The sequence below is a fragment of the Chitinilyticum aquatile DSM 21506 genome (assembly GCF_000430805.1).
GTDB lineage: Bacteria > Pseudomonadota > Gammaproteobacteria > Burkholderiales > Chitinibacteraceae > Chitinilyticum > Chitinilyticum aquatile.
In genome coordinates, this window is sequence record NZ_KE387261.1 from 69,723 (window position 1) to 89,055 (window position 19,333).

Annotated in this window: 17 protein-coding genes; 8 read left to right on the forward strand and 9 right to left on the reverse strand. The window is 57.8% G+C overall.

The window, feature by feature from the left end; genetic code table 11:
- Positions 1-12: 12 nt before the first annotated feature.
- From H559_RS0117360 to wecB, 4 genes are all read right to left on the reverse strand, one after another.
- Entirely contained in the window at positions 13-465 is a 453-nt protein-coding gene (locus H559_RS0117360) for a hypothetical protein (RefSeq protein ID WP_028453719.1), read from the reverse strand.
- A gap of 97 nt (positions 466-562) precedes the next feature.
- The gene (locus H559_RS0117365) at positions 563-1,006 is read right to left on the reverse strand and encodes a tellurite resistance TerB family protein (protein ID WP_028453720.1); all 444 of its coding nucleotides are present in this window, start codon (positions 1,004-1,006) and stop codon (positions 563-565) included.
- A 245-nt stretch (positions 1,007-1,251) separates the two neighbouring features.
- On the reverse strand, positions 1,252-2,256 hold the full coding sequence (locus tag H559_RS0117370) for a DUF4434 domain-containing protein (RefSeq protein ID WP_028453721.1): 1,005 nt from the start codon (positions 2,254-2,256) through the stop codon (positions 1,252-1,254).
- Positions 2,257-2,329: 73 nt separating this feature from the next.
- Positions 2,330-3,472, reverse strand: coding sequence for a non-hydrolyzing UDP-N-acetylglucosamine 2-epimerase (gene wecB, locus H559_RS0117375; protein ID WP_028453722.1), 1,143 nt, complete (start codon positions 3,470-3,472; stop codon positions 2,330-2,332).
- Between the two features lie 185 nt (positions 3,473-3,657).
- Here wecB and H559_RS0117380 point away from each other — a divergent pair, with 185 nt between their 5' ends.
- From H559_RS0117380 to H559_RS0117390, 3 genes are all read left to right on the forward strand, one after another.
- A complete protein-coding gene (locus H559_RS0117380) occupies positions 3,658-5,010 on the forward strand; it encodes a YdgA family protein (protein WP_028453723.1) in 1,353 nt (450 codons plus the stop codon).
- A gap of 350 nt (positions 5,011-5,360) precedes the next feature.
- Entirely contained in the window at positions 5,361-6,647 is a 1,287-nt protein-coding gene (locus H559_RS0117385) for an MFS transporter (protein ID WP_028453724.1), read from the forward strand.
- Positions 6,648-6,663: 16 nt separating this feature from the next.
- On the forward strand, positions 6,664-8,064 hold the full coding sequence (locus tag H559_RS0117390; protein ID WP_028453725.1) for a NarK family nitrate/nitrite MFS transporter: 1,401 nt from the start codon (positions 6,664-6,666) through the stop codon (positions 8,062-8,064).
- A 441-nt stretch (positions 8,065-8,505) separates the two neighbouring features.
- Here H559_RS0117390 and H559_RS0117395 read toward each other — a convergent pair whose 3' ends face one another.
- Both H559_RS0117395 and H559_RS0117400 read right to left on the reverse strand, forming a co-directional pair.
- Positions 8,506-9,666, reverse strand: coding sequence for an OmpP1/FadL family transporter (locus H559_RS0117395; RefSeq protein WP_211230971.1), 1,161 nt, complete (start codon positions 9,664-9,666; stop codon positions 8,506-8,508).
- A gap of 127 nt (positions 9,667-9,793) precedes the next feature.
- Positions 9,794-12,148, reverse strand: coding sequence for an arylsulfatase (locus H559_RS0117400; protein ID WP_028453727.1), 2,355 nt, complete (start codon positions 12,146-12,148; stop codon positions 9,794-9,796).
- Between the two features lie 123 nt (positions 12,149-12,271).
- Here H559_RS0117400 and H559_RS0117405 point away from each other — a divergent pair, with 123 nt between their 5' ends.
- Positions 12,272-13,558 carry an anaerobic sulfatase maturase gene (locus H559_RS0117405; protein WP_245579402.1) on the forward strand — a complete coding sequence of 429 codons (1,287 nt, stop codon included), beginning with the start codon at positions 12,272-12,274 and terminating at the stop codon, positions 13,556-13,558.
- 598 nt (positions 13,559-14,156) lie between these two features.
- Here H559_RS0117405 and H559_RS0117415 read toward each other — a convergent pair.
- Positions 14,157-14,624 (reverse strand): hypothetical protein, encoded by a 468-nt coding sequence (locus H559_RS0117415; protein ID WP_028453730.1) that lies wholly within the window; start codon positions 14,622-14,624, stop codon positions 14,157-14,159.
- A gap of 501 nt (positions 14,625-15,125) precedes the next feature.
- On the opposite strand from H559_RS0117415, the gene H559_RS0117420 reads away from it, so the two are divergent.
- Positions 15,126-15,578: an RrF2 family transcriptional regulator gene (locus H559_RS0117420; protein ID WP_028453731.1), complete on the forward strand. Its 453-nt coding sequence runs from the start codon at positions 15,126-15,128 to the stop codon at positions 15,576-15,578.
- 103 nt (positions 15,579-15,681) lie between these two features.
- On the opposite strand, the gene H559_RS0117425 is transcribed toward H559_RS0117420, so the two are convergent.
- A complete protein-coding gene (locus H559_RS0117425; RefSeq protein WP_028453732.1) occupies positions 15,682-16,062 on the reverse strand; it encodes a hemerythrin domain-containing protein in 381 nt (126 codons plus the stop codon).
- 117 nt (positions 16,063-16,179) lie between these two features.
- Between H559_RS0117425 and H559_RS0117430 the strand changes: the two genes are divergently transcribed.
- The 3 genes from H559_RS0117430 to H559_RS0117440 are packed head-to-tail and all read left to right on the forward strand — an operon-like array spanning position 16,180 to position 18,450.
- Positions 16,180-16,449, forward strand: a complete 270-nt coding sequence (locus tag H559_RS0117430; protein ID WP_028453733.1) for a DUF2249 domain-containing protein — start codon at positions 16,180-16,182, stop codon at positions 16,447-16,449.
- Positions 16,450-16,472: 23 nt separating this feature from the next.
- Entirely contained in the window at positions 16,473-17,195 is a 723-nt protein-coding gene (gene ytfE / locus H559_RS0117435; RefSeq protein ID WP_028453734.1) for an iron-sulfur cluster repair protein YtfE, read from the forward strand.
- 4 nt (positions 17,196-17,199) lie between these two features.
- Complete coding sequence (locus tag H559_RS0117440; RefSeq protein WP_028453735.1) at positions 17,200-18,450, forward strand: NnrS family protein; 1,251 nt, start codon at positions 17,200-17,202, stop codon at positions 18,448-18,450.
- A gap of 121 nt (positions 18,451-18,571) precedes the next feature.
- Here H559_RS0117440 and H559_RS22440 read toward each other — a convergent pair whose 3' ends face one another.
- Positions 18,572-19,111 (reverse strand): HNH endonuclease, encoded by a 540-nt coding sequence (locus H559_RS22440; protein WP_081413135.1) that lies wholly within the window; start codon positions 19,109-19,111, stop codon positions 18,572-18,574.
- Positions 19,112-19,333: the final 222 nt, after the last annotated feature.

The window sequence follows — 19,333 nt, forward strand, 5'->3', positions numbered from 1 at the left end:
CCGGTGTGGAGATCAGGTGCGCATGGCGCGCTGGTAGTGCAGGCAGTGTGCCGTGTAGCGTTCCGGCGTGATGTTGGGCAGTCCGAACGCATGCAGCGTGCCGGCGGCATCACGGACCTCGATGCGATAGCCTACAGTAATCCCCTGCTCGGATTCCACCGGCAGGATCTGGTTGCTGGCAATGTCAGCCCACGGCAGCAAAGTACCATCACGCAGCGTGATGCCGGCGGCCGATAGTGTCAGCATCGGCTTGCCCGACTGCAGCAACTGCGGCAGCAGTGTGGCGAGTGGATACAGAATGCACAGTGCGCCCAGCCCGTAGACCGCCAGTAGCGCGATCCGGTTGTCGGTTTCGGCAAAGCGTGCGCAGAACAGGATGAACGTACCCAGCAGCAGGCAGCCGACCAGGCTAACAATGCGGGCGAAGCGTTTGGCATAGATGGGAGTGGTGGAAGGAATGCTCATGCCTGTTTCTCGTTGATAGGGGTATTGCCATGTGGCCAATATTAATAAATGGCTACAGAGCAATACCCGATGTATTCCCGAATGAAGCCCGGGCGGATTACATCTTGTTCTTGATCAGCATCACTTCGATGATCGACACGGCTGTGGACTGATCGAGCTCCAGTGCGGTCACGATGCGCTCCAGCACTTCCTTTTCTTCATCTTCCAGCTCGCCATCGGCCAGCACGATGTCGGCCACGCAGGCGAACGCAGTCGGGCGCAGTTCTTTCGGGATGCCGGCCGAGCCCAGCTTCACCAGTTCGTGCGGACCCTTGCTTTCCAGGGTGGCGAAGGCTTTGTCGAACAGCTTTTCCAGCTTGCCATCATTGATTTCGTCGAACATTTTCAGACGTGCGATGTACGTCATGATCGAGCGGCCTTCCTGATTGGATACGCAGCCATCCGCACCGGCAGCGGCGATACACAGGTTGACGAATGCGCCCTGAACGCTTTCATCATTGGTTTTGGTAACCAGACCGAAGGCTTTATCGAGCAGACCCATATTACGTACTCCGAAAGGATGTGGATTGGAGGCCGCAGGATCGCTTATTTTTTCGTTGCTGGTAAAGTGATCGTGATTACATGTTGTGAAAATGAAATATATGAGTAAGCAAGTGATTCGATGCTGATGCTTGGCTGCTGCGTGGTCTGGAAACCATGCCTAGGGTCTGAAATTCGGAAGATGTACTGGCAGATATGACACGAACCAATGTCCTTGCTCTTGTTTAGTGTGTCGGTTTCGGTTGATTACGGCTCTGCGGGTTCGCCATCGCCCGTTCTGCAGATGGCATTCTGGATGCCGAGCTGTTCCGCATTGAGCTGGTTCAGCGAAAAATACACGGCAGCTTCCTGCCCGGTGGCGCGGCACCACAGTACCCTGCGCTGCGCGATCTCGGCGCTGCTGGCCGGGCAGAAGCGGCTGCCGGTGGCACCGGGCTGTTCGTTGAATACTTCGACGACGCCCAGCCAGGACTTGGCCGGCAGGGTGGTACTGATTGCGTGGAGATACAGTCGCGTGTCGGGTCGGGGCGTGCGGGCAACGCCCTGGCCATCCTGGATCAGCCAGATGATGCCGCTTTGGCGGTGCAGTTGCGCCAGCATGCGGGCAAAGTCCTGCGGTTTGCCGTGGCCGCCGAAAAAGGCCGAGGCATATACCGGCCGTCCGGGGGTGAGGCGCTGCAATTGCCGCACGCTGCGTTGCAGGTGGTCGGCCAGCATCGCTTGGCGCTGCGGCGTGCGCCAGTTCAGGTCGTCGATTTCTTCCGGCAGATACCAGCCGGCCAGCAGCTGGCCCGATTGCTGCCGGTGCATGTTTTCTGCTTCCTCCAGATTCAGCCGGCGCAGCGAGGCCAGATAACCGGATAGTGCGCAGTCATCCTGCGCAATCATCCTGAAGTAAGCCGGGTCGGCATACAGGCCGTGAATCCGCTGCAGGCGCCTGGCGTTCTCGAGCAGGGCTGGCAGCCAGCCCGAGCCATCGGCAGGCCAGAAGCGGGTTTCGCCGTGGCGGCTCCATTGCAGCAGCACACTGGTATAGCCATCGCTTGCCAGCTTCGCGGCGACCGTTTCGATCTGGTCACTGCTCAGGCTGCTGTGCGCATTCCAGGGCTGGTAAATGCCGATGTGCTGCGCGGCCTGCCGGCAGGGCGCTGCCAGCAGGGGCGCGGTGAGCAGCAGGCCTGCAGCCAGCAGCCCGCCCCTGATCAGTACCCTGGCCAGCACTTGCTGCGGTGTTCTGATATACATCTCCATGTACTGGCTCCAAGGCTTTGGCTGGAAATGGCTGTGGTCAGATACCCATGAAAACGCGCGTCGTGTGGCGGGGCTAAGCCGGATGTTGCCACTGGCGGATGATGGTGACGATTTTTGCTGCCGCATCGCCATCGCCATACGGGTTGCCGGCCTGCGCCATGGACTGGTAAGCCGCGTCGTCGTCGAGCAGCCGGCTGACTTCGCTGACGATGCGTGCCGTATCGGTGCCGACCAGACGTGCCGTGCCGGCGGCCACAGCTTCGGGGCGCTCGGTGGTGTCGCGCATCACCAGCACCGGCTTGCCGAGTGTGGGGGCTTCCTCCTGGATGCCGCCGCTGTCGGTGAGTACCACATGCGCGCGCTTGAGCAGATAGACAAAGGGCAGATAATCCTGCGGGGCAATGAGATGCACATTGGCGATGCCATCCAGCGTGGCCTTCACCGGCCCCTGCACATTCGGGTTCAGGTGCACCGGATAGATGATCTGCGTGTCCGGCCGCGCAGCTAGTGTTGCCAGTGCCTGGCAGATCTGCAGGAAGCCGCCGCCAAAATTCTCGCGGCGGTGGCCGGTGACGAGCACCAGCTTTTTCGCCGGGTCAATGAAGGGAAACTGCGCGGCGAGATGGCCCGCCAGTGCCGCATCGCTGTCGATGCGACGGCTGACGTCGAGCAGTGCGTCAAGGACCGTGTTGCCGGTAACGAAAAGGCTGGCTGGCTCGCGGCCTTCGCGCAGCAGATTGTCGGCCGCTTGCGGTGTGGGGGCGAAATGCAGGCGGGCAAACAGGCCGACGACGGAACGGTTGAGTTCTTCCGGCCACGGTGCATTCAGATCGCCGGTGCGCAGGCCCGCCTCGACATGGCCTACCGGGATGCGCTGGTAAAAGGCGGCCAGACCAGCCGCCAGCGTGGTCGAGGTATCACCATGCACCAGCACCAGATCGGGTTTGCAGTCTTCCAGCACGTCACGCACACCCTGCAGTGCGCGTGCGGTGAGGTCGGTCAGGTTCTGGCCGGGCTGCATCAGGTTGAGGTCGTAGTCGGGCGCCAGGCCGAAGAGCTGCATCACCTGGTCGAGCATTTCGCGGTGCTGCGCGGTCACGCAGACCTTGCAGTCCAGATCGGGGGCTGCCTGCAGGGCCAGCACCAGCGGCGCCATCTTGATCGCCTCGGGGCGGGTGCCGAATACACAGAGTATGGTTTTGCGGGCCTTGCTCATTACAGTGTCCTTCCGTGCGTGGATGCCTGCCATTCTAGGAGGCTGCGGCACACCGGCGCGCGGCATTTGTGCCGGGCGGTTTAGTTAGCTGCATCACAGCAGCAATACAAATCATTACGGGATAGTAAGATTTTCTGGTATATAACTGCTACCAAAATTTCACTGGCTGTTTACAAGGTAAAGAAATGAACAAGATTCTGCTGGGTGGTGTCGCTGTTGCCGTACTGGGCGCAGGTGGCTATGCGGGCGCGACCTTTTATGCGGGGCAACGCATTGACGGCGCTTTCGAGCGCAATGCGGCTGAACTGGGCAAGTATCCGATCATCAAGATCGTCAAGCGCGACTTCCAGAAGGGCTTTCTGACTTCGGTGGAAAACGTGACCTACCGCATCGGTTGTGAAACCGGCCTGGAAGGCAGCATGCTCGATGGCGCTACCGGCACCGTCACGCTGCGCAATACCATCAGCCACAACCCGTTCGCGATGTCGGTCAAGACCGAAATCGTTTACGATGAAACCACCCGTGCTGAACTGGCCAAGGTCTTCAAGGGCCAGGACCCGCTGTCCATCGTGACCCGCATTTCGATGAACGGTGATTACCAGACCGACATCAGCAGCCCGGCCTTCGTGCATAGCGAAGGCGGCACCAAGGTCGACTGGAAGGGCATCAATGCCAGCATCAAATCCAATCAGGGCTGGAGCTTTGTCGATACCACACTGAAACTCGGCGGCCTCGCGGTCGACAATCCCGAGAACAAGGAAAAATTCGTGCTGGGCGAGCTGACGTACAGCGCCAACCAGGTGAAGTCGGCTGAAGGTCTGTATGGCGGCAAGGGCCAGATGACGCTGGCCGGCATCGAAGCCAGAAGCGAAGGCGGCGAGTTCGGCGGCAAGTCGTTTGACTTCAAGACCGGCAAGCTGGAGCTCAGTAGCGACACCAAGGTGGAAGGCGGTTTCGTCAACGGCAACGCGAAAGGCGGCGTGGCGGCTCTGACGCTCAACGGCAAGCTGCTGGGTGACGTGAGCTTCGATTATGCGCTGGAGCGCATCGATGCCGCTGCCGTGAAGAAGATCAACGACATGTCGATCAACGGGATGCTGCAGTGCAAGGCCGATCCGGTGAAGGATATGGAGATCGTGCAGCAGGCGCTGCTGGCCATCGTGAAGAAGGATCCGAAGTTCTCGCAGAAGTTTGCGCTGAAGACCGCGGAAGGCGAAAGCCAGCTGGCCATGCATCTGGCCAGCAAGGGCGTGTCGGATCAGGACCTGAACAGCATCGATACGCTGCTGCCCAAGCTCGATGGCGGCCTGAACATCCAGGTACCGCAGGCACTGGTCGAGCGCGTGATCCGCGAAACCAGCGCGGCTGAAGAAGCCGACATGATGCTGGCCATGTTCCAGGAACAGCTGAATCAGGTCGTTGCACAGGGCTTTGCCCAGACCGACGGCAAGCTGATCAAGTCGAAATTCGAGCTGAAGGGCGGCGCCATGCAGCTCAACGGCCAGCCCTTCGATCCGCGCCAGCTGATGGGCATGTAATCATCCCTGCAGTACAAACAAAAAAGCCCGCGCCATGCGGGCTTTTTTGTGCCACACCCCTGATATACATTGCACTGTATTTGCATGTGGCCATTTTATATAAATGGCTGTGGATGTATACCCGGCATAAGACTGCCATCAGTTCGGGTTCTTTGTGGGAACGCCTGCCTGCCACGGCATGTCGGCCACGCTCCGTCCAGTAGGCCGAAGGAACTAGGCTTGCCTAGGCTGATCTGCCGTCAGCCTAATCCTCTTGCCAGCACCTGACCGCTCCCTCCGATGAATGCCTGCGGCGTGCCGCTGCGCCTATGCTTGTCCACATCGCGCAAAAGGTTTTTCGGGAGGTGGACATGACCGCAGCTGCATCGCAACCGGGCCGCAAATGGTCGGTGCTGTTCGCCAGCACGCTGGCGTTCACCGTCTGCTTCACCATCTGGATGATGTTCGCGGTGATCGGCATTCCGATCAAGGCCACGCTGGGGCTGAACGAAACGCAGTTTGGCCTGCTGACTGCCACGCCGGTACTTACCGGCTCGCTGGTGCGCGTGCCGCTAGGGCTGTGGACGGACAAATACGGCGGGCGCATCGTGCTGTTCCTGCTGATGCTCTCCACCGTCATCCCGATCTGGCTGATTTCCTACGCCACCGCCTACTGGCATTTCCTGGTGCTGGGCCTGTTTGTTGGCTTGGCCGGTGGTTCGTTTTCAGTGGGCACGCCGTATGTCGCGCGCTGGTTCGGCAAGCGCCAGCAGGGGCTGGCGATGGGGATTTTCGGCGCCGGCAATTCGGGGGCGGCGGTCAACAAATTCATTGCGCCGGTACTCATTGGCATTTATGGCTGGGTAGTGGTGCCGCAGGTGTACGCGGTGGGCATGCTGATCACCGCCGTGCTGTTCTGGTTTCTGAGCAGCACCGATCCTGCGCACCACAGCGGCGCGGGCGTGTCGTTTGCCAGACAGCTCACCATGCTGAAAGACCCGAGGGTATGGCGCTACAGCCAATACTACTCGGTGGTTTTCGGCGGATACGTTGGTTTGTCGCTGTGGCTGGTGAAGTATTACGTCACTGAGTACGGCCTTTCCATCCAGCACGCCGCGCTGCTGGCCGCATGCTTTTCATTGCCCGGCGGGGTGCTGCGTGCGCTCGGCGGCTGGCTGTCGGATCGCTTCGGCGCCTACAAGGTCACCTGGGGCGTGATGTGGGTGATGTGGGTGGCGCTGTTTCTGCTGTCCTATCCGCAAACCGCGATGATCATCCAGACGACCAGGGGGCCGCTCTCGCTCGATATTGGTCTTTCGGTCGTGCCGTTTACCGTGCTGCTGTTTGTCGTCGGCATCGCCATGGCAATCGGCAAGGCCTCCGTGTTCAAGTTCATTTCTGACGACTTCACCAGCAATATCGGCGCCGTGTCCGGCGTGGTGGGGCTCGCCGGCGGGCTGGGTGGTTTCATCCTGCCGATTATGTTCGGTGCACTGCTCGATTTCACTGGCGTGCGCTCCAGCTGCTTCATGCTGCTCTACGGCACCGTCTGCGTGAGCCTCGTGTGGATGCATTTCAGTTTCAGACCGCTGGCCGAAGAGGAGGCGATCAGACACGCCTCGGCCCAGAAACTGGCCACTGCCAGCGGCAAGCTTTAAACCAAGGAGAACCACCATGTCGAGTGCCGTACTGAAACGCTGGGAGCCGGAAAACGCGGCCTTCTGGCAAAACGAGGGCAAGAGCATTGCCCGGCGCAATCTGTGGATTTCGATTCCCTGCCTCACGCTCGGTTTCGTGATTTCCGTGCTGTGGTCGATGGTCACACTGAACCTGCCCAATGCCGGCTTCACGTTCACCAAAGACCAATTGTTCCTGCTGACCGCCTTGCCGCACCTCTCGGGCGCCACGCTGCGGATTTTCTACTCCTTCATGCCCTCGATGGTGGGCGGGCGCAAGTGGACGACCGTGTCGACCGGCCTTCTGCTGATTCCGGCGCTGTGGCTAGGCTTTGCCGTACAGGACCCGACCACGTCCTATCCGGTGATGCTGGCGATTGCGCTCTTGTGCGGCCTGGGTAGCGGCAACTTTGCCAGCTCGATGGCCAATATCGCCTACTTCTTCCCGTCGAAGGAAAAGGGCAAGGCCAACGGCCTGAACGCCGGTTTCGGCAATCTGGGCGTATCGCTCGCACAGCTGCTGATCCCGCTGATGATCACCCTGCCGCTGTTCGGTGCCTTCGGTGGCGACGCGCAGACCTACCTGAAGGACGGCGTGGAAAAAAGCCTGTGGCTGCAGAATGCCGGCTTCATGTGGGTGCCGCTGATTGCCGTGGCTACGCTTGCCGCCTGGTTCGGCATGAACGACATTGCCGACGCCCGCGCCTCGTTTGCCGAGCAGGCCGTGATCTTCAAGCGCCGCGACAACTGGATCATGTGTTACCTCTATATCGGCACCTTCGGCAGCTTCATCGGTTTTGCCGGCGCGTTCGCACTGCTCACCAAAACGCTGTTCCCGGAAATCCCGATTGCCAAGATCGCTTTTATCGGCCCGATGATCGGCGCGCTGATCCGCCCGATCGGCGGCATGATTTCCGACAAGCTCGGTGGCGCCAAAGTGACGCTGGGCGTGTTCTTCGGCATGGCCGCCGGTGTGCTCGGCGTGCTTTCCGCGCTGCCGGCAAAAGACGCGGCCGGCCAGCTGGCCGGTGGCAACTGGACGGTTTTCCTGATCAGCTTCCTCTGCCTGTTCGCGGCAGCGGGCATCGGCAACGGCTCCACCTACAAGATGATTCCGAACATCTTCTCGACGCTGTGCAAGCGTGAAGCGAAGGGCAAGGGGGAGGCGGAAGAAAAGAACGCCGTCCTGCGCGGCGTGAAGGAATCGGCCGCTGCCGCTGGCTTTATCAGCGCGATCGGCGCCTACGGCGGCTTCTTCATCCCGCAGAGCTTCGGCCTGTCGATGAAGAATACCGGCGGCCCGGAAGTGGCGCTGTACTGCTTCCTGGCGTTCTACGTGACCTGCGTGCTGATCACCTGGTATTTCTACGCCCGCAAGAACGCACCGCTGCCGTGCTGAGGCGGCTTCCGTTTATCGCATGACGCTCACTCACACCCGCCGGTAACTGCGGGTTTTTTGTGCGTTGGCCTGGGCGACCAGTCAGGGGCATGCCTCTCGCAGGGGCTGTGCTGGTGCGGGTGTGATTGCTAATCGGCTAAAGCAGCACAATAAGACCAAGTAGACCGAAGGCTGCTTCGAACTGCAAACCAGACAGTCGTTGCCACTCGACCTCTGCTTGCACGAGCAGTATGGTGTTCTCGGATAAGAGCCTAGTCTTGCAGAACCGGACACATTCCACTTCAGCCGATGAAGGATTGATTGGCAGAAAAAGAAGCCCGAGTCCTGCAAAAAGCGTGCAATTAATCGAGCTGAACTGGAAAACTAAGATGTAATGCTTGTTCACAGTGAAGCTGTGTCAATAATATGCCTGACTTGGAGTTCAGGCGATTTCTGCTTTGATCAGAATTTCCTGGAGTAGTTGACGCTCATGAAGTACATATTGGCTACATCATAGCCTCCCCCTAGGAGTGGATTACTGACTCGGGATGCGCTGGTTCGGCCATATTCGAAGGCAACTCCAATGGTGGATGTATTATCCAGTGCATATTGCCCACCTAGTCCTAGTCGCCATGTGTCTCCGACTGGCAGGGCCAGTTTTCCATCATTCTGCGAAGGATAGAAACTCGAGTCGAAGGCCAAACCAGTATTCAAGCGCAGCTGAGGGGTGTATTGATATTGGAGACCAAGTGCGGCATGCCAGGTGTCCACCAAATGGCCTGCAAGTTCTGCTTCTGCACCGGTTAAAAGGATCGTGCTGTCTCCAAAGGAGCTCCAGTCTTGCCAACCTACATTGCCGAGAATAGCCAGCTTCGGATCAAGCTGGTGATAAGCACTTATCATCATTTGCTGCGGCGCGTTAATCTTTGCAGACATGGTTCGCGTCACCAGTGATGTTTTCAGTTCGACGTTATAATTGAATTCTGTTTTGCTGGTATATGCCAGGCCGAAACGGGTTAATTGGCTCGGTTCGTAAAGCACCCCGAGCTTCCCGTTGACTGCCCAGTCGGTATCTTTGATTTCATCCGTTAATCGGTCGCCAGATTGCGAAAAAATACCGTAATTCGCACCAATCCCGACACCAAACGACCAGTGGTCGTTCAACTTGTATGCCAATGTCGGTTGAATTGTCATGCCAATCAGTGTGCTTTCCCGCAGCAGGGCGCTTCCTGACCAGTCGCCGAACTTCAGTCCCAGGCCAAAATTGCCATACATCGCGATACCCACTTTCAGTCGCTCATCAATGCTATGGCTGTAAAAACCGCTGGCTCCTGGAAACCAGCCAATCACCGGATTATCTGGGTTGTTGCCATTTGGACGATCCAGATGATAGTTGACGTCGCCGTACAAGGCTTGTAATCCCAGCGACACCTGATTCCCCTCCAGCCGCGTCATTCCGGCCGGATTAAATGCTATTGTTCCTGCATCCTGCGCTCGTGCTGCTTGACCTGCACCGGCCAAGCCAATATCTTCAGTGCCAATTTCATACAAATACAGTCCTCCAGCCATGGCATTCGTACCTATGACCGAGAGAGAAAGAACAATCACTTCTTTCAGCATCATGAAACCCTTGTGTAGTGTAAGGAACATTCCAAATGTCTGTTAACGGAATATTTGGCGGGAATTGAGCAATTTAAGTGCATTCGCTTTGGAAATTGCGTGCATGGGTACCATGCACGCAATCAATTGCTTAACGTAATTGCAGGGTAACTTTCGGAATCTTGCCATTAAAGCGTGATTTGGCTTCTGAGCCGACAGCTTCCACTACTGGAGTAGCCAAATCAATGCCCACATCAGCCGTTTCTTCTGCTGAGAAAATGATGGGATGGGTTCGCGGGATATCACCTTCGGCAACCTTGCTACCATCGACAAACAAGATCGCCTTGCCGCCCTTGCCTAAACCACCACCCGCATAGTTGAATTCTAGCCGTACGGTATGTTTACCTGGCGATAGAGCCTCTGGCGACTCAATCGCTGTTTGCTCCAGGCCAAGGAAATTATAGGAATAGCCGACCTTACCCTGATTGGCATACATGGCCCATCCGCCAAAACGGCCACCCTGCACAATGATGGCACCTTGAGCTCCGGCATCCGGGACCACGATTTCGGCATCAATGGTAATCGAGCGATTTTTTACGTTCGGGAAGGTGTTTTCCGTCATGAAGACCATGCCTTCGCTGAGCGTAATCGAAGTGCGATCACCCATCAGATCCGGACGGCCAGCCAGTTTCGGATTCACCCGCTCCACGCTGCGATCATCAATCGGTAGCACATGATATTTCTGGGCTTCCTTCATAAACAGTGACTGAAGCTCGGCCAATTTTTTGGGGTTCTTTTTTGCCAGATCGTTGCTTAGGCTGAAATCCGAGCGTTCGTCGTACAGTTCCCACTGATCGGCAGCAAGGGTGGCACGGGGTTTGGCTTCCCAGGGGGCTTTGTGCACCGTGCCAGCCAACCAGCCATTGTGGTAAATGGCGCGATTGCCAAAAATTTCAAAATACTGGGTGGTGTGGCGCTCTTTGGCTTTGTCATTATCGAAGGAGTACATCATGCTCTTGCCTTCCATCGGGATCTGCTTCACGCCATTGACAACTTTGGGTTCGGGCAGCTTGGCCGCTTCCAGGATGGTCGGGGCGACGTCGGTTACGTGAGTAAATTGCGAGCGGATTTCACCCTTGGCCTTGATCCCGTTTGGCCAGTGCATCACCATCGCATTGCGGGTGCCGCCGTAATTCGAAGCCACTTGTTTGGTCCAGGTGTACGGAGTATCAAACGCCACAGCCCAGCCTGCCGCCATATGCGGGTATGTTTCCGGCCCCCCCCATTTGTCGACCAGCTTGACCATGTCCTCGACTTTTTCTGTCACGCCATTGAAATAGGTCATTTCACTATACATGCCGTTCATGCCGCCCTCGGCACTCGCACCATTATCGCCGACGATATATACAATCATCGTGTTGTCCAATTCACCGATCTCTGTCACGGCATCAACCAAGCGTCCGACTTCATGGTCGGTCATTTCGAGGAAACCGGCGTAGACTTCAGCCTGACGGGTAAATAGGCGTTTCTCATCGTCGTTCAGTGTGTCCCAATCCTTGATTGCCGCAGGTTTAGGTGCCAGCTTTGTACCCGGCGGCACAATGCCTTTGGCGATCTGGCGTTTGAGTGTTTCTTCACGCAAGACATCCCAGCCCTGATCGAATTTGCCTTTCCAGCGATCAATCCACTCTTTGGGCGCATGGTGCGGAGCGTGGGCAGCGCCCGGTGCATAGTACATAAAGAAAGGTTTGTCAGGTGTCAGCGCCTGCTGTTGCTTCATCCATGTAATAGCGCGATTGGTCATGTCGGTGGTGAAGTAATAGTTCGGATCCGCCGGCAATTCGACTGGACTGGTGCCATCGACTAGCGTGGGGGCCCAGTGATTGGTTTCGCCCCCGATAAAGCCATAAAACTTGTCAAAGCCCTGCCGAGTTGGCCAACGATCGAAGGGGCCGGAAACGCTGCCTTCCCACGATGCAGTTTCGTGCCACTTTCCAAATGCTGCAGTGCTAAAGCCGTTCAAGCGCAGCATTTCGGCCACTGGCGCAACGCTATTTGGCACACGGCCAGTATTGCCTGGGAAAGAAGTGGCGGTTTCCATAATTGAGCCAGTTTCAGCAGTATGATGGTTACGACCGGTTTTCAGTGCCATGCGAGTGGGTGACGAGAGCGCGGTGGTATGGAACCGGTTAAAGCTCAGACCATGCTGTGCCAATTTATCCAGCGTAGGCATGTCGACAGGACCGCCAAAGGTGCCGGAGGTAGCAAAGCCGACATCATCGAGCAAGATCACAATGACGTTTGGTGCGCCTTTGGGGGCGGTAATGTCAAAACGTGGTGGTGCCTTGGCAGTGCGGGCATCGAGTTCCGTGTAGGTGGGGCGAGCCGGTTCGGCAATGGGTAGCACGGTGCGGTCAAGCGCTGAACCGGTGGCGGCATGACTGGCGCCGAACACGGTTGTCAGTACAGTTGCCAGCAGGGTAGAAGTAAAGCGGGGCGTCATCATGTCGGCTCCAAGTGAGTATGTAGGAAGTGTCGATATTGGTAGTCATTGTAGGACTAGGCTGTTGTCAATGCAGATTTACCGCAGTCGAACGTCAGTAAAGAGACAGCCGGTCGCAGAGAGTGCATGATTCTCCTATTCCCGATTGAATGGCGCGCCATGATCCCGATTACTCTCATCGAACAAGACCCTCAACTTCGCTTGCCCGAGCTGCAAGGCGATGATTTTTATACCTTTCATACGATGATCAAGCCGGCCGGTGCCCAGTGCAATCTGGACTGTGCGTATTGTTTTTACCTGCACAAGGAAGATTTGCTGCAGCAGGGGCAGGCACCACGCATGAGCGAATCTTTACTGGAAGCGCACATCCGGCAATATCTCGCAGCCCAAACCGGGCCGGAAGCCGTGTTCACCTGGCAAGGGGGTGAGCCTACGCTGATGGGGCTGGATTTTTTCCGCCGAGTAGTTGAATTACAAGCACGCCACAGTAAGCCGGGCCAGCGCATTGAAAATGACTTGCAAACCAATGGTGTCTTACTGGATGACGAGTGGTGTACCTTTTTGAAAGAAAACCGATTTTTAGTGGGTTTGTCGATCGATGGCCCCGCGACACTGCATGATACCTATCGCTATAGCAAGGGGGGGAGGCCGACTTTTGATCGTGTTATTGCTTCCGTTGCGCGTTTGCACAAGCATGGCATCCGGTTTAATGCTCTATGTGTAGTCAATCGTCTAAATGCCCGCAGACCCATTGATGTGTACCGATTTCTACGTGATGAGATTCGCCCTTACATTATCCAATTCATACCCGCAGTAGAACCGAAGAAATTTACTGAAGTTGCGCCAGGTTACTGGAATCCTGATGATTTGCCCGTAGCAGGAACAGCCATGGCAAAGCCGGGGCATATTGACTCTGTTGTTACTGACTGGTCCGTTGACCCAGAAGACTGGGGGTATTTCCTAACGCGAATCTGGGATGAATGGCTAAAGCGAGATATGGGGCGCGTTTTTATTGACCAGTTTGAAAATGTGATCAGCCAGTTGACGGGGGCCGGACCCCAGAAATGTGTCAGTGGACAGATATGCGGAAAAGGACTGGCAATTGAGTACAACGGGGATGTGTATAGTTGTGACCACTTTGTATATCCTGAGTACAAGCTTGGCAATATCAGGGGTGTCCATGAGGGTGATATGGCCTTTTCTGAGCGTCAGAAGGAATTTGGTTTTGCCAAATATAAGACCTTGCCGGCTTATTGTCGTGCCTGTCGTTATTTGACCCTTTGCTGGGGTGAATGCCCAAAGAATCGTTTTATCAAGACGATAGATGGTGAGCCGGGTCTGAATTATTTGTGCGCCGGATTGAAGAAGTTTTACGGCAAAGTTTTGCTGGATAAATCAAAGATTAGGGGCTAACCATTACGGTATGAAGTGATTTTCCTGGCAGGCCGAAGTTGAGCATCAATTCCTGATGCTAAATGTAGAAAGATAATCTGTCATGCGAAGATATCAATGTACAAAAACTAAAGAAGCGCTACTCAGCGGAATTAAAACAAGAAGCAGTCCGCCAGCAAGTAACGGCTCACTAAATGTTCGTGTCTGCAATTGCAAGCTGACACAGAATGGTTGAATATCTATTTCTGCGTTGGTCAATGAGCAGTCCTCTCCGCCGGACAAATCCCGCCACCTCCAGCGTAAGGCTGGTCAGACCGGCCAGCCAGACCGCGTCAGCAACCAGATCATCCACTGGGCGATGGTGTGAGCGGGGGAGTTCGGCGGCGAGGTCCAGGCGGGCGCTGGTGTCCGCGTACATGCCCAGCGGGAAGACAAAGCTCCACAGGACCGGTTCATATGCCAGTGGCTGCGTCTGCGCGGTAAGGCAGGAGAGGGCGGGCTTTGGTCGGAATTCTGCACTGTATAAGTGTGGAAGCCTTGTCGGTAAAGGGTTTTGAGATCATGGCCCGGTATGTATTTGGTCTGGTGCACATTCTGGCAAGCAGGCAACCGACGGCGGCTAGAACCACGCTCCGCCGTGGGCGCCGATGACTCCGCCGACCGTGGCAATAAGCCCCGGAGCCAGCAGCAGCCAGTGCATGCGCTGCAACAGCCGCATCGCCCCCGCCGGGTCGTGCCTGGCGCGCTCATGCAGTTTGCGGTGCAGGACGATGGGTTCCAGCACGAAGAGCATCAGCGTGAACACCGCCCAGGTAGCGATCATTGCCCACAGCCACCAGGTATCCAGCAGCCGCGCCCAGCCATCGCTGAGCCAGAGCATCGCCAGCCCGGAGACGAGTGCAAGTTGGGTCGTGATGCGCGCCTGCGTGGCAAAGCGCCGCTCCAGCGCATCAAACGTGGCGTAGTCGCTGCCTTGTCTGTGCAGCGCGGGCAACAGCACGGTGGTGACAAACGCCACGCCACCGATCCACAGCAGCACGGCCAGCACATGCAGGCCGCGCCAGAGTGCGTAGGCATTCCATTCCATCTATTTCCCCATGTATTAACAATTGATCTTCAGACATGTACATCCGGCTACGACGACCTGCCGGCGTGCCGGGGGATTCCCTGCGGTCAGGGCCGTCATCCGGCAATGCCATGTCAGTTGCTGCCGTCCTGGGTCCGGCTTGCGCGGGGATGCCGAGCAAAACGAGGCCGCCAAGACTTCATCCAAAGAAGGGCGTGCTGCTGAAAATTGAAGGGTATTGCCACACAGCTCTTTGCATTAAATGGTTATATGGCAATACCTGTGTTTTTCTTGTTTGGGCGCTGCGCTGCCACAACCGCGCCCTTGCCAGCCTTCCGGCCCGGGTCGTCTGCGTGACCTTGCTGTTTCCGGGGGCAGGGCAGGGCCGGAGCGAGGGTGCGGGACAGGTTCGCTCCGTTTTCACTGGCCAGGTGCCCGCTCTGCCGGCCGTGAACACGATGTATCTTGCAAAGTTATATTTAAAGTACAATATTTCTATCCCTCCCCGCAACGAGCACCGTCATGCGCCTGAATGCCTTTACCGATTACTGCCTGCGCACGCTGATCTATCTGGCCGTGCAACCGGAAGGCCTGGCGACGCGCGCGCAGATTGCGGCGGCCTACGGGGTGTCGGACAACCACCTGATGAAGGTCGTGCATTTTCTGGGCAAGGCCGGTCTGATCGAGACCTTGCGCGGCCGTGGTGGCGGCATGAAGCTGGCCCGCGCGCCTGCGGATATCCGCATCGGTGCGCTGGTGCGCCTGTGCGAGGATGACGCGCCGATTGTCGAGTGTTTCGAGGAAGGCGGCGGAGGCTGTCGCATCGACGGAATGTGCGTGCTCAAGCGCGCGCTGTTCGAAGCCCGCGAGGCGATGTATGGCGCGCTGGACCGCTATACGCTGGCTGACCTGACCAGCAATCGCGACGCACTCGCCACGCAGCTGGGGGTGATCCCGCTGGTGCTGGCGGACTGACGCCGTCGCACATCCGGTTTCATGCAATAAGGGTATTGCTGTGTAGCCATTTCAGGATAAGGGCTACAGGGTAATACCCTTTCTTTATTCCAGGTTGATCTGCTTAGCCACCCGTCGTACCGGCGCTGCTGGCGAGCAGCTCCAGCGCCGGAAACAGCTCGCGTTCTTCAAAGCGCACATGCGCTTCCAGCCGCTGGGCGAATTCCGCCAGTGCGGCCAGTTCGCCCTTCTGAAGCCGGTGCATCAGCGCGCGCAGTGCGGCGTGGTCGTCATCGAAGCGCTCGGCCAGTTGCGGGAGCGCGGCCAGCGTCGGTGCGAACTGTGTTTCTTCTTCAACAAAGTGCTTTTCCAAGTCGCCGAGAAAGGTGATTGAGGGCAGCAGGCCGGCCAGCTCGTCGGCTTGTGCACGCTGGATGCGCTTGGCCAGCACCAGCGCCGGGTGGTGTTCGCGCGAGAAATGGATCAGTGCCGGGCTGCGTTTCATGGTGTGGTTCCTGTCCTTGTCCCGATTTTAAACATGCAAATATTTTACATATTTAAAATCGCCGTGCATAATGTGCTTTCAAAATGCATCTTAAAACCCTAGCAAGCGGAGAATCCCATGGCTCACGATTGTTCCATTCCCGTCATCCAGGACGGCACCTACACCTTTGACGCGCGCGGCATCGCCCGCCGTTTCCGCCACGCGGCGATTTTTGGTGCGCTCAACGCCTTGCAGCCCGGCGAAACCATGCGTTTCTGCAACGACCATGACCCGCTGCCGCTACTGGCGCAGATCGAGCAATTCTTCGGCCCGCGCGTGCGCATCGAATACGTGCAGCGCGAGCCGGGCGAGATCGTGATTGATTTCCGCATCCTGGCTGCGGCCTGAAGAAACTGAAGGAGACCGCAGCCATGACGACACCGCAAACCGTTCCCCTGGACGCCGAGCAGGCCATCGGCCAGATCGCTGTGGCGCTGCCCGGATCGACCGCCGTATTCCGACGGCTCAAGCTCGACTACTGCTGTGGCGGCCAGATCAGCCTCAAGCAGGCCGCTGCCGACAAGGGGCTGGATGTGCAGACCATCCTCGCCGAGCTGGCCACGCTGCAGCGCAGCGATGCCGCGCCACAATTCGCCAGCGCTTCCGAGCTGATCGACCACATTCTGGTTCGTTTCCACGACGTGCACCGTGCCCAGCTGCCCGAGCTGATCGCGATGGCGAAGCGGGTCGAAGCCGTGCACCGCGACCATCCGGAAACGCCGGCCGGGCTGGCTGCGTTGCTGACGGAGATCGAAGGCGAGCTGCTGGCGCACATGCAGAAGGAAGAGCAGGTGCTGTTCCCGATGCTGAAATCGGGTGGGAATCCTTTTGTCGTGCATCCGATCGGCATGATGCGCAGCGAGCACGTCGAACACGGCGCGAATCTGGACAAACTGGCCGCGCTGACTCATGACATGACACCACCCGCCGACGCGTGCACCACCTGGCGTGCGCTCTATGCGGGCCTGCGGCAGCTGGCGGATGATCTTGTCAGCCACATCCATCTGGAAAACAACGTGCTGTTCCCGCAGTTCGAAGCGCCGCCGGCAGATACCGGCTGTGGTTCGGGTGGCTGCGCGTGCAGCGGGGAGTAAGGCCATGATCATCCGCCCTGACAAGCTATCTGTTAGTGCGCCGCCGCCGGATCTGTCACAGGGCGGATTATCGCTGCGCCTGCTTTCGCTGGCCCCGCATCGCGCCGGCTTCTTTCTCGGCGGCGGCGTGCTGCTGCTGGCCTTGCTGTGGTGGCTGCTGGAGCTGGCAGGGCGCACTTTTGGCATGAGCGTTTCGCAGCTGCCGCCGAGTTTCCTGCACGGGCAGCTGATGCTGGGCGGTTTTTTCCCGCTGTTCATGCTGGGCTTCATCTACACCGCCGGGCCGAAGTGGCTGGGTGTGGCGCCGCCGGCCACGCCGGCCTGGCTCGCCGCCATCGTGCCCTATGCGCTGGGTAGCGTCGGGCTGCTGCTGGCAACGCGCTTGCCCATCCTCTGGGCTGGCGCCAGTGTGTTGCAGGCACTGGCCTGGCTGTGGGCCTGCCTGATCTGGGCCGGGCGCATCCGCGCCAGCCACGCGCCGGACCGCAAGCACGCCATGCTGATTCTGGCAGCCTTCGCGTTGGGGGTAACGGCGCTGGCGCTGTACGCCTTTGTGGCCATCACTGCGCAGTGGCAGTGGCTTGCGCACTCTGAGACCCTGCTGCTGTGGGGCATGCTGCTGCCGGTGTTTCTGGTGGTCTGCCACCGCATGCTGCCGTTTTTCTCGGCAAACGTGCTGCAGCCCTATGTGTCCTGGCGGCCGGACTGGTTGCTGTACATGATGGTTGGCGGGGTATGGCTCCATGGCCTTTTAAGTGTATTGGCTGTAGCGACATACCCTGTTGATGCAGCGCTGGCCGCGCTGCTGCTGTACACCAGCTGGCGCTGGCAGTTGCGCAAATCATTCCGTGTGCCGCTGCTGGCGATGCAGCACATCGCCTTTCTGTGGGCCGGGCTGGGAATGGCGCTGCTGGTGCTGGAAACCGGCCCGATTGTTTTGCCCCTCAGCGGCTCTGGTCATGCCGGCCTGCACGCGCTGGCGCTGGGTTTCATGCTGTCCATGCTGCTGGCCTTCGTCACCCGCGTCACGCTCGGCCACTCCGGCCGCGCCCTCGTCGCCGGCCGGCTGACGTGGACGCTGTTCTGTCTGCTGCAGACCCTGACGCTGCTGCGCCTCCTGGGCGAATGGCTGCCCGTGCTGCGCATGCCATTGCTGCTGCTTGCCGCCGGCGGCATCGTCCTGACGCTCGCGCTCTGGTCTGCCCGCCACCTGCCGATGTACCTGCAACCCAGGCCGGACGGGAAGGAGGGGTGATATACGGGGTGGTATATATCGCTACAGCCTATTTAAATAATGGCATATGGCGATATACATAGTATTTTATCCGGGTCCCGCCTCCGATTACGCTGCGCAAATCGAAGCTGCACGGGCTGCGTTATCGTGAAGGCGTCCCTATAAAGGCGATACCGCAGCGATCACTGCTGACTCCAACGTAGCCGATAAAGGTTTCGTCATACAGTGCGGCTTGTACAGTATTTTGTTCTATACCGAGCTCGATGAGATATGCCCCTCTGTCTTGTTCCCACTTGTCCCAGTCGAACGAAAAGGCGAACAGCTCTTGTTGCTTTTCAAGCAAAGGTTGAAGGCGTGTGAGTTCTTCGGTTGAGTAGAACTCCGATGGTGCCTGATCGAGCTTTAGCTCGTTGCATCGTCTGCAGAGGGATACAAGATTTCCTGGCACTAGATGCCCTCCACGCGCCATCGGTACATGGTGGTCTATGCACAGATTGGGAGGCGAGCCCAATTCCTGAGTTGATTTTTCTAACATCCCGCACTTGAAGCAACGATTACCAAAATGCTCAAAGAATCGACGCTTGAATAAATCTTGGATGGCTCTGAATTTATATGGCTGGAAAAGGGCTTGTTTTTCCTTTTGTCGCTGTCCTGAGTATGTTTCTGAGCTTGTATGAGCCATTGTTTTACTTAGCAAAAATGCTGAGGTGGCGAGGATTTGTTATGGTGGCAAGCTAAAGTGCTGATTTTCATGTGTCAAGTGACTGCGGTTGGTTCTGATGTGGTTGCATCTTCTTCGCTCCCTTCCGCCCTCACCCAAAAGAACTAGTCCGCTCTAGCCCGTCCACGCGGGAGCCATGCTGCCTTTGGCGAATGTAGCGCTGGCGGCCACAGGCGTAGCCTG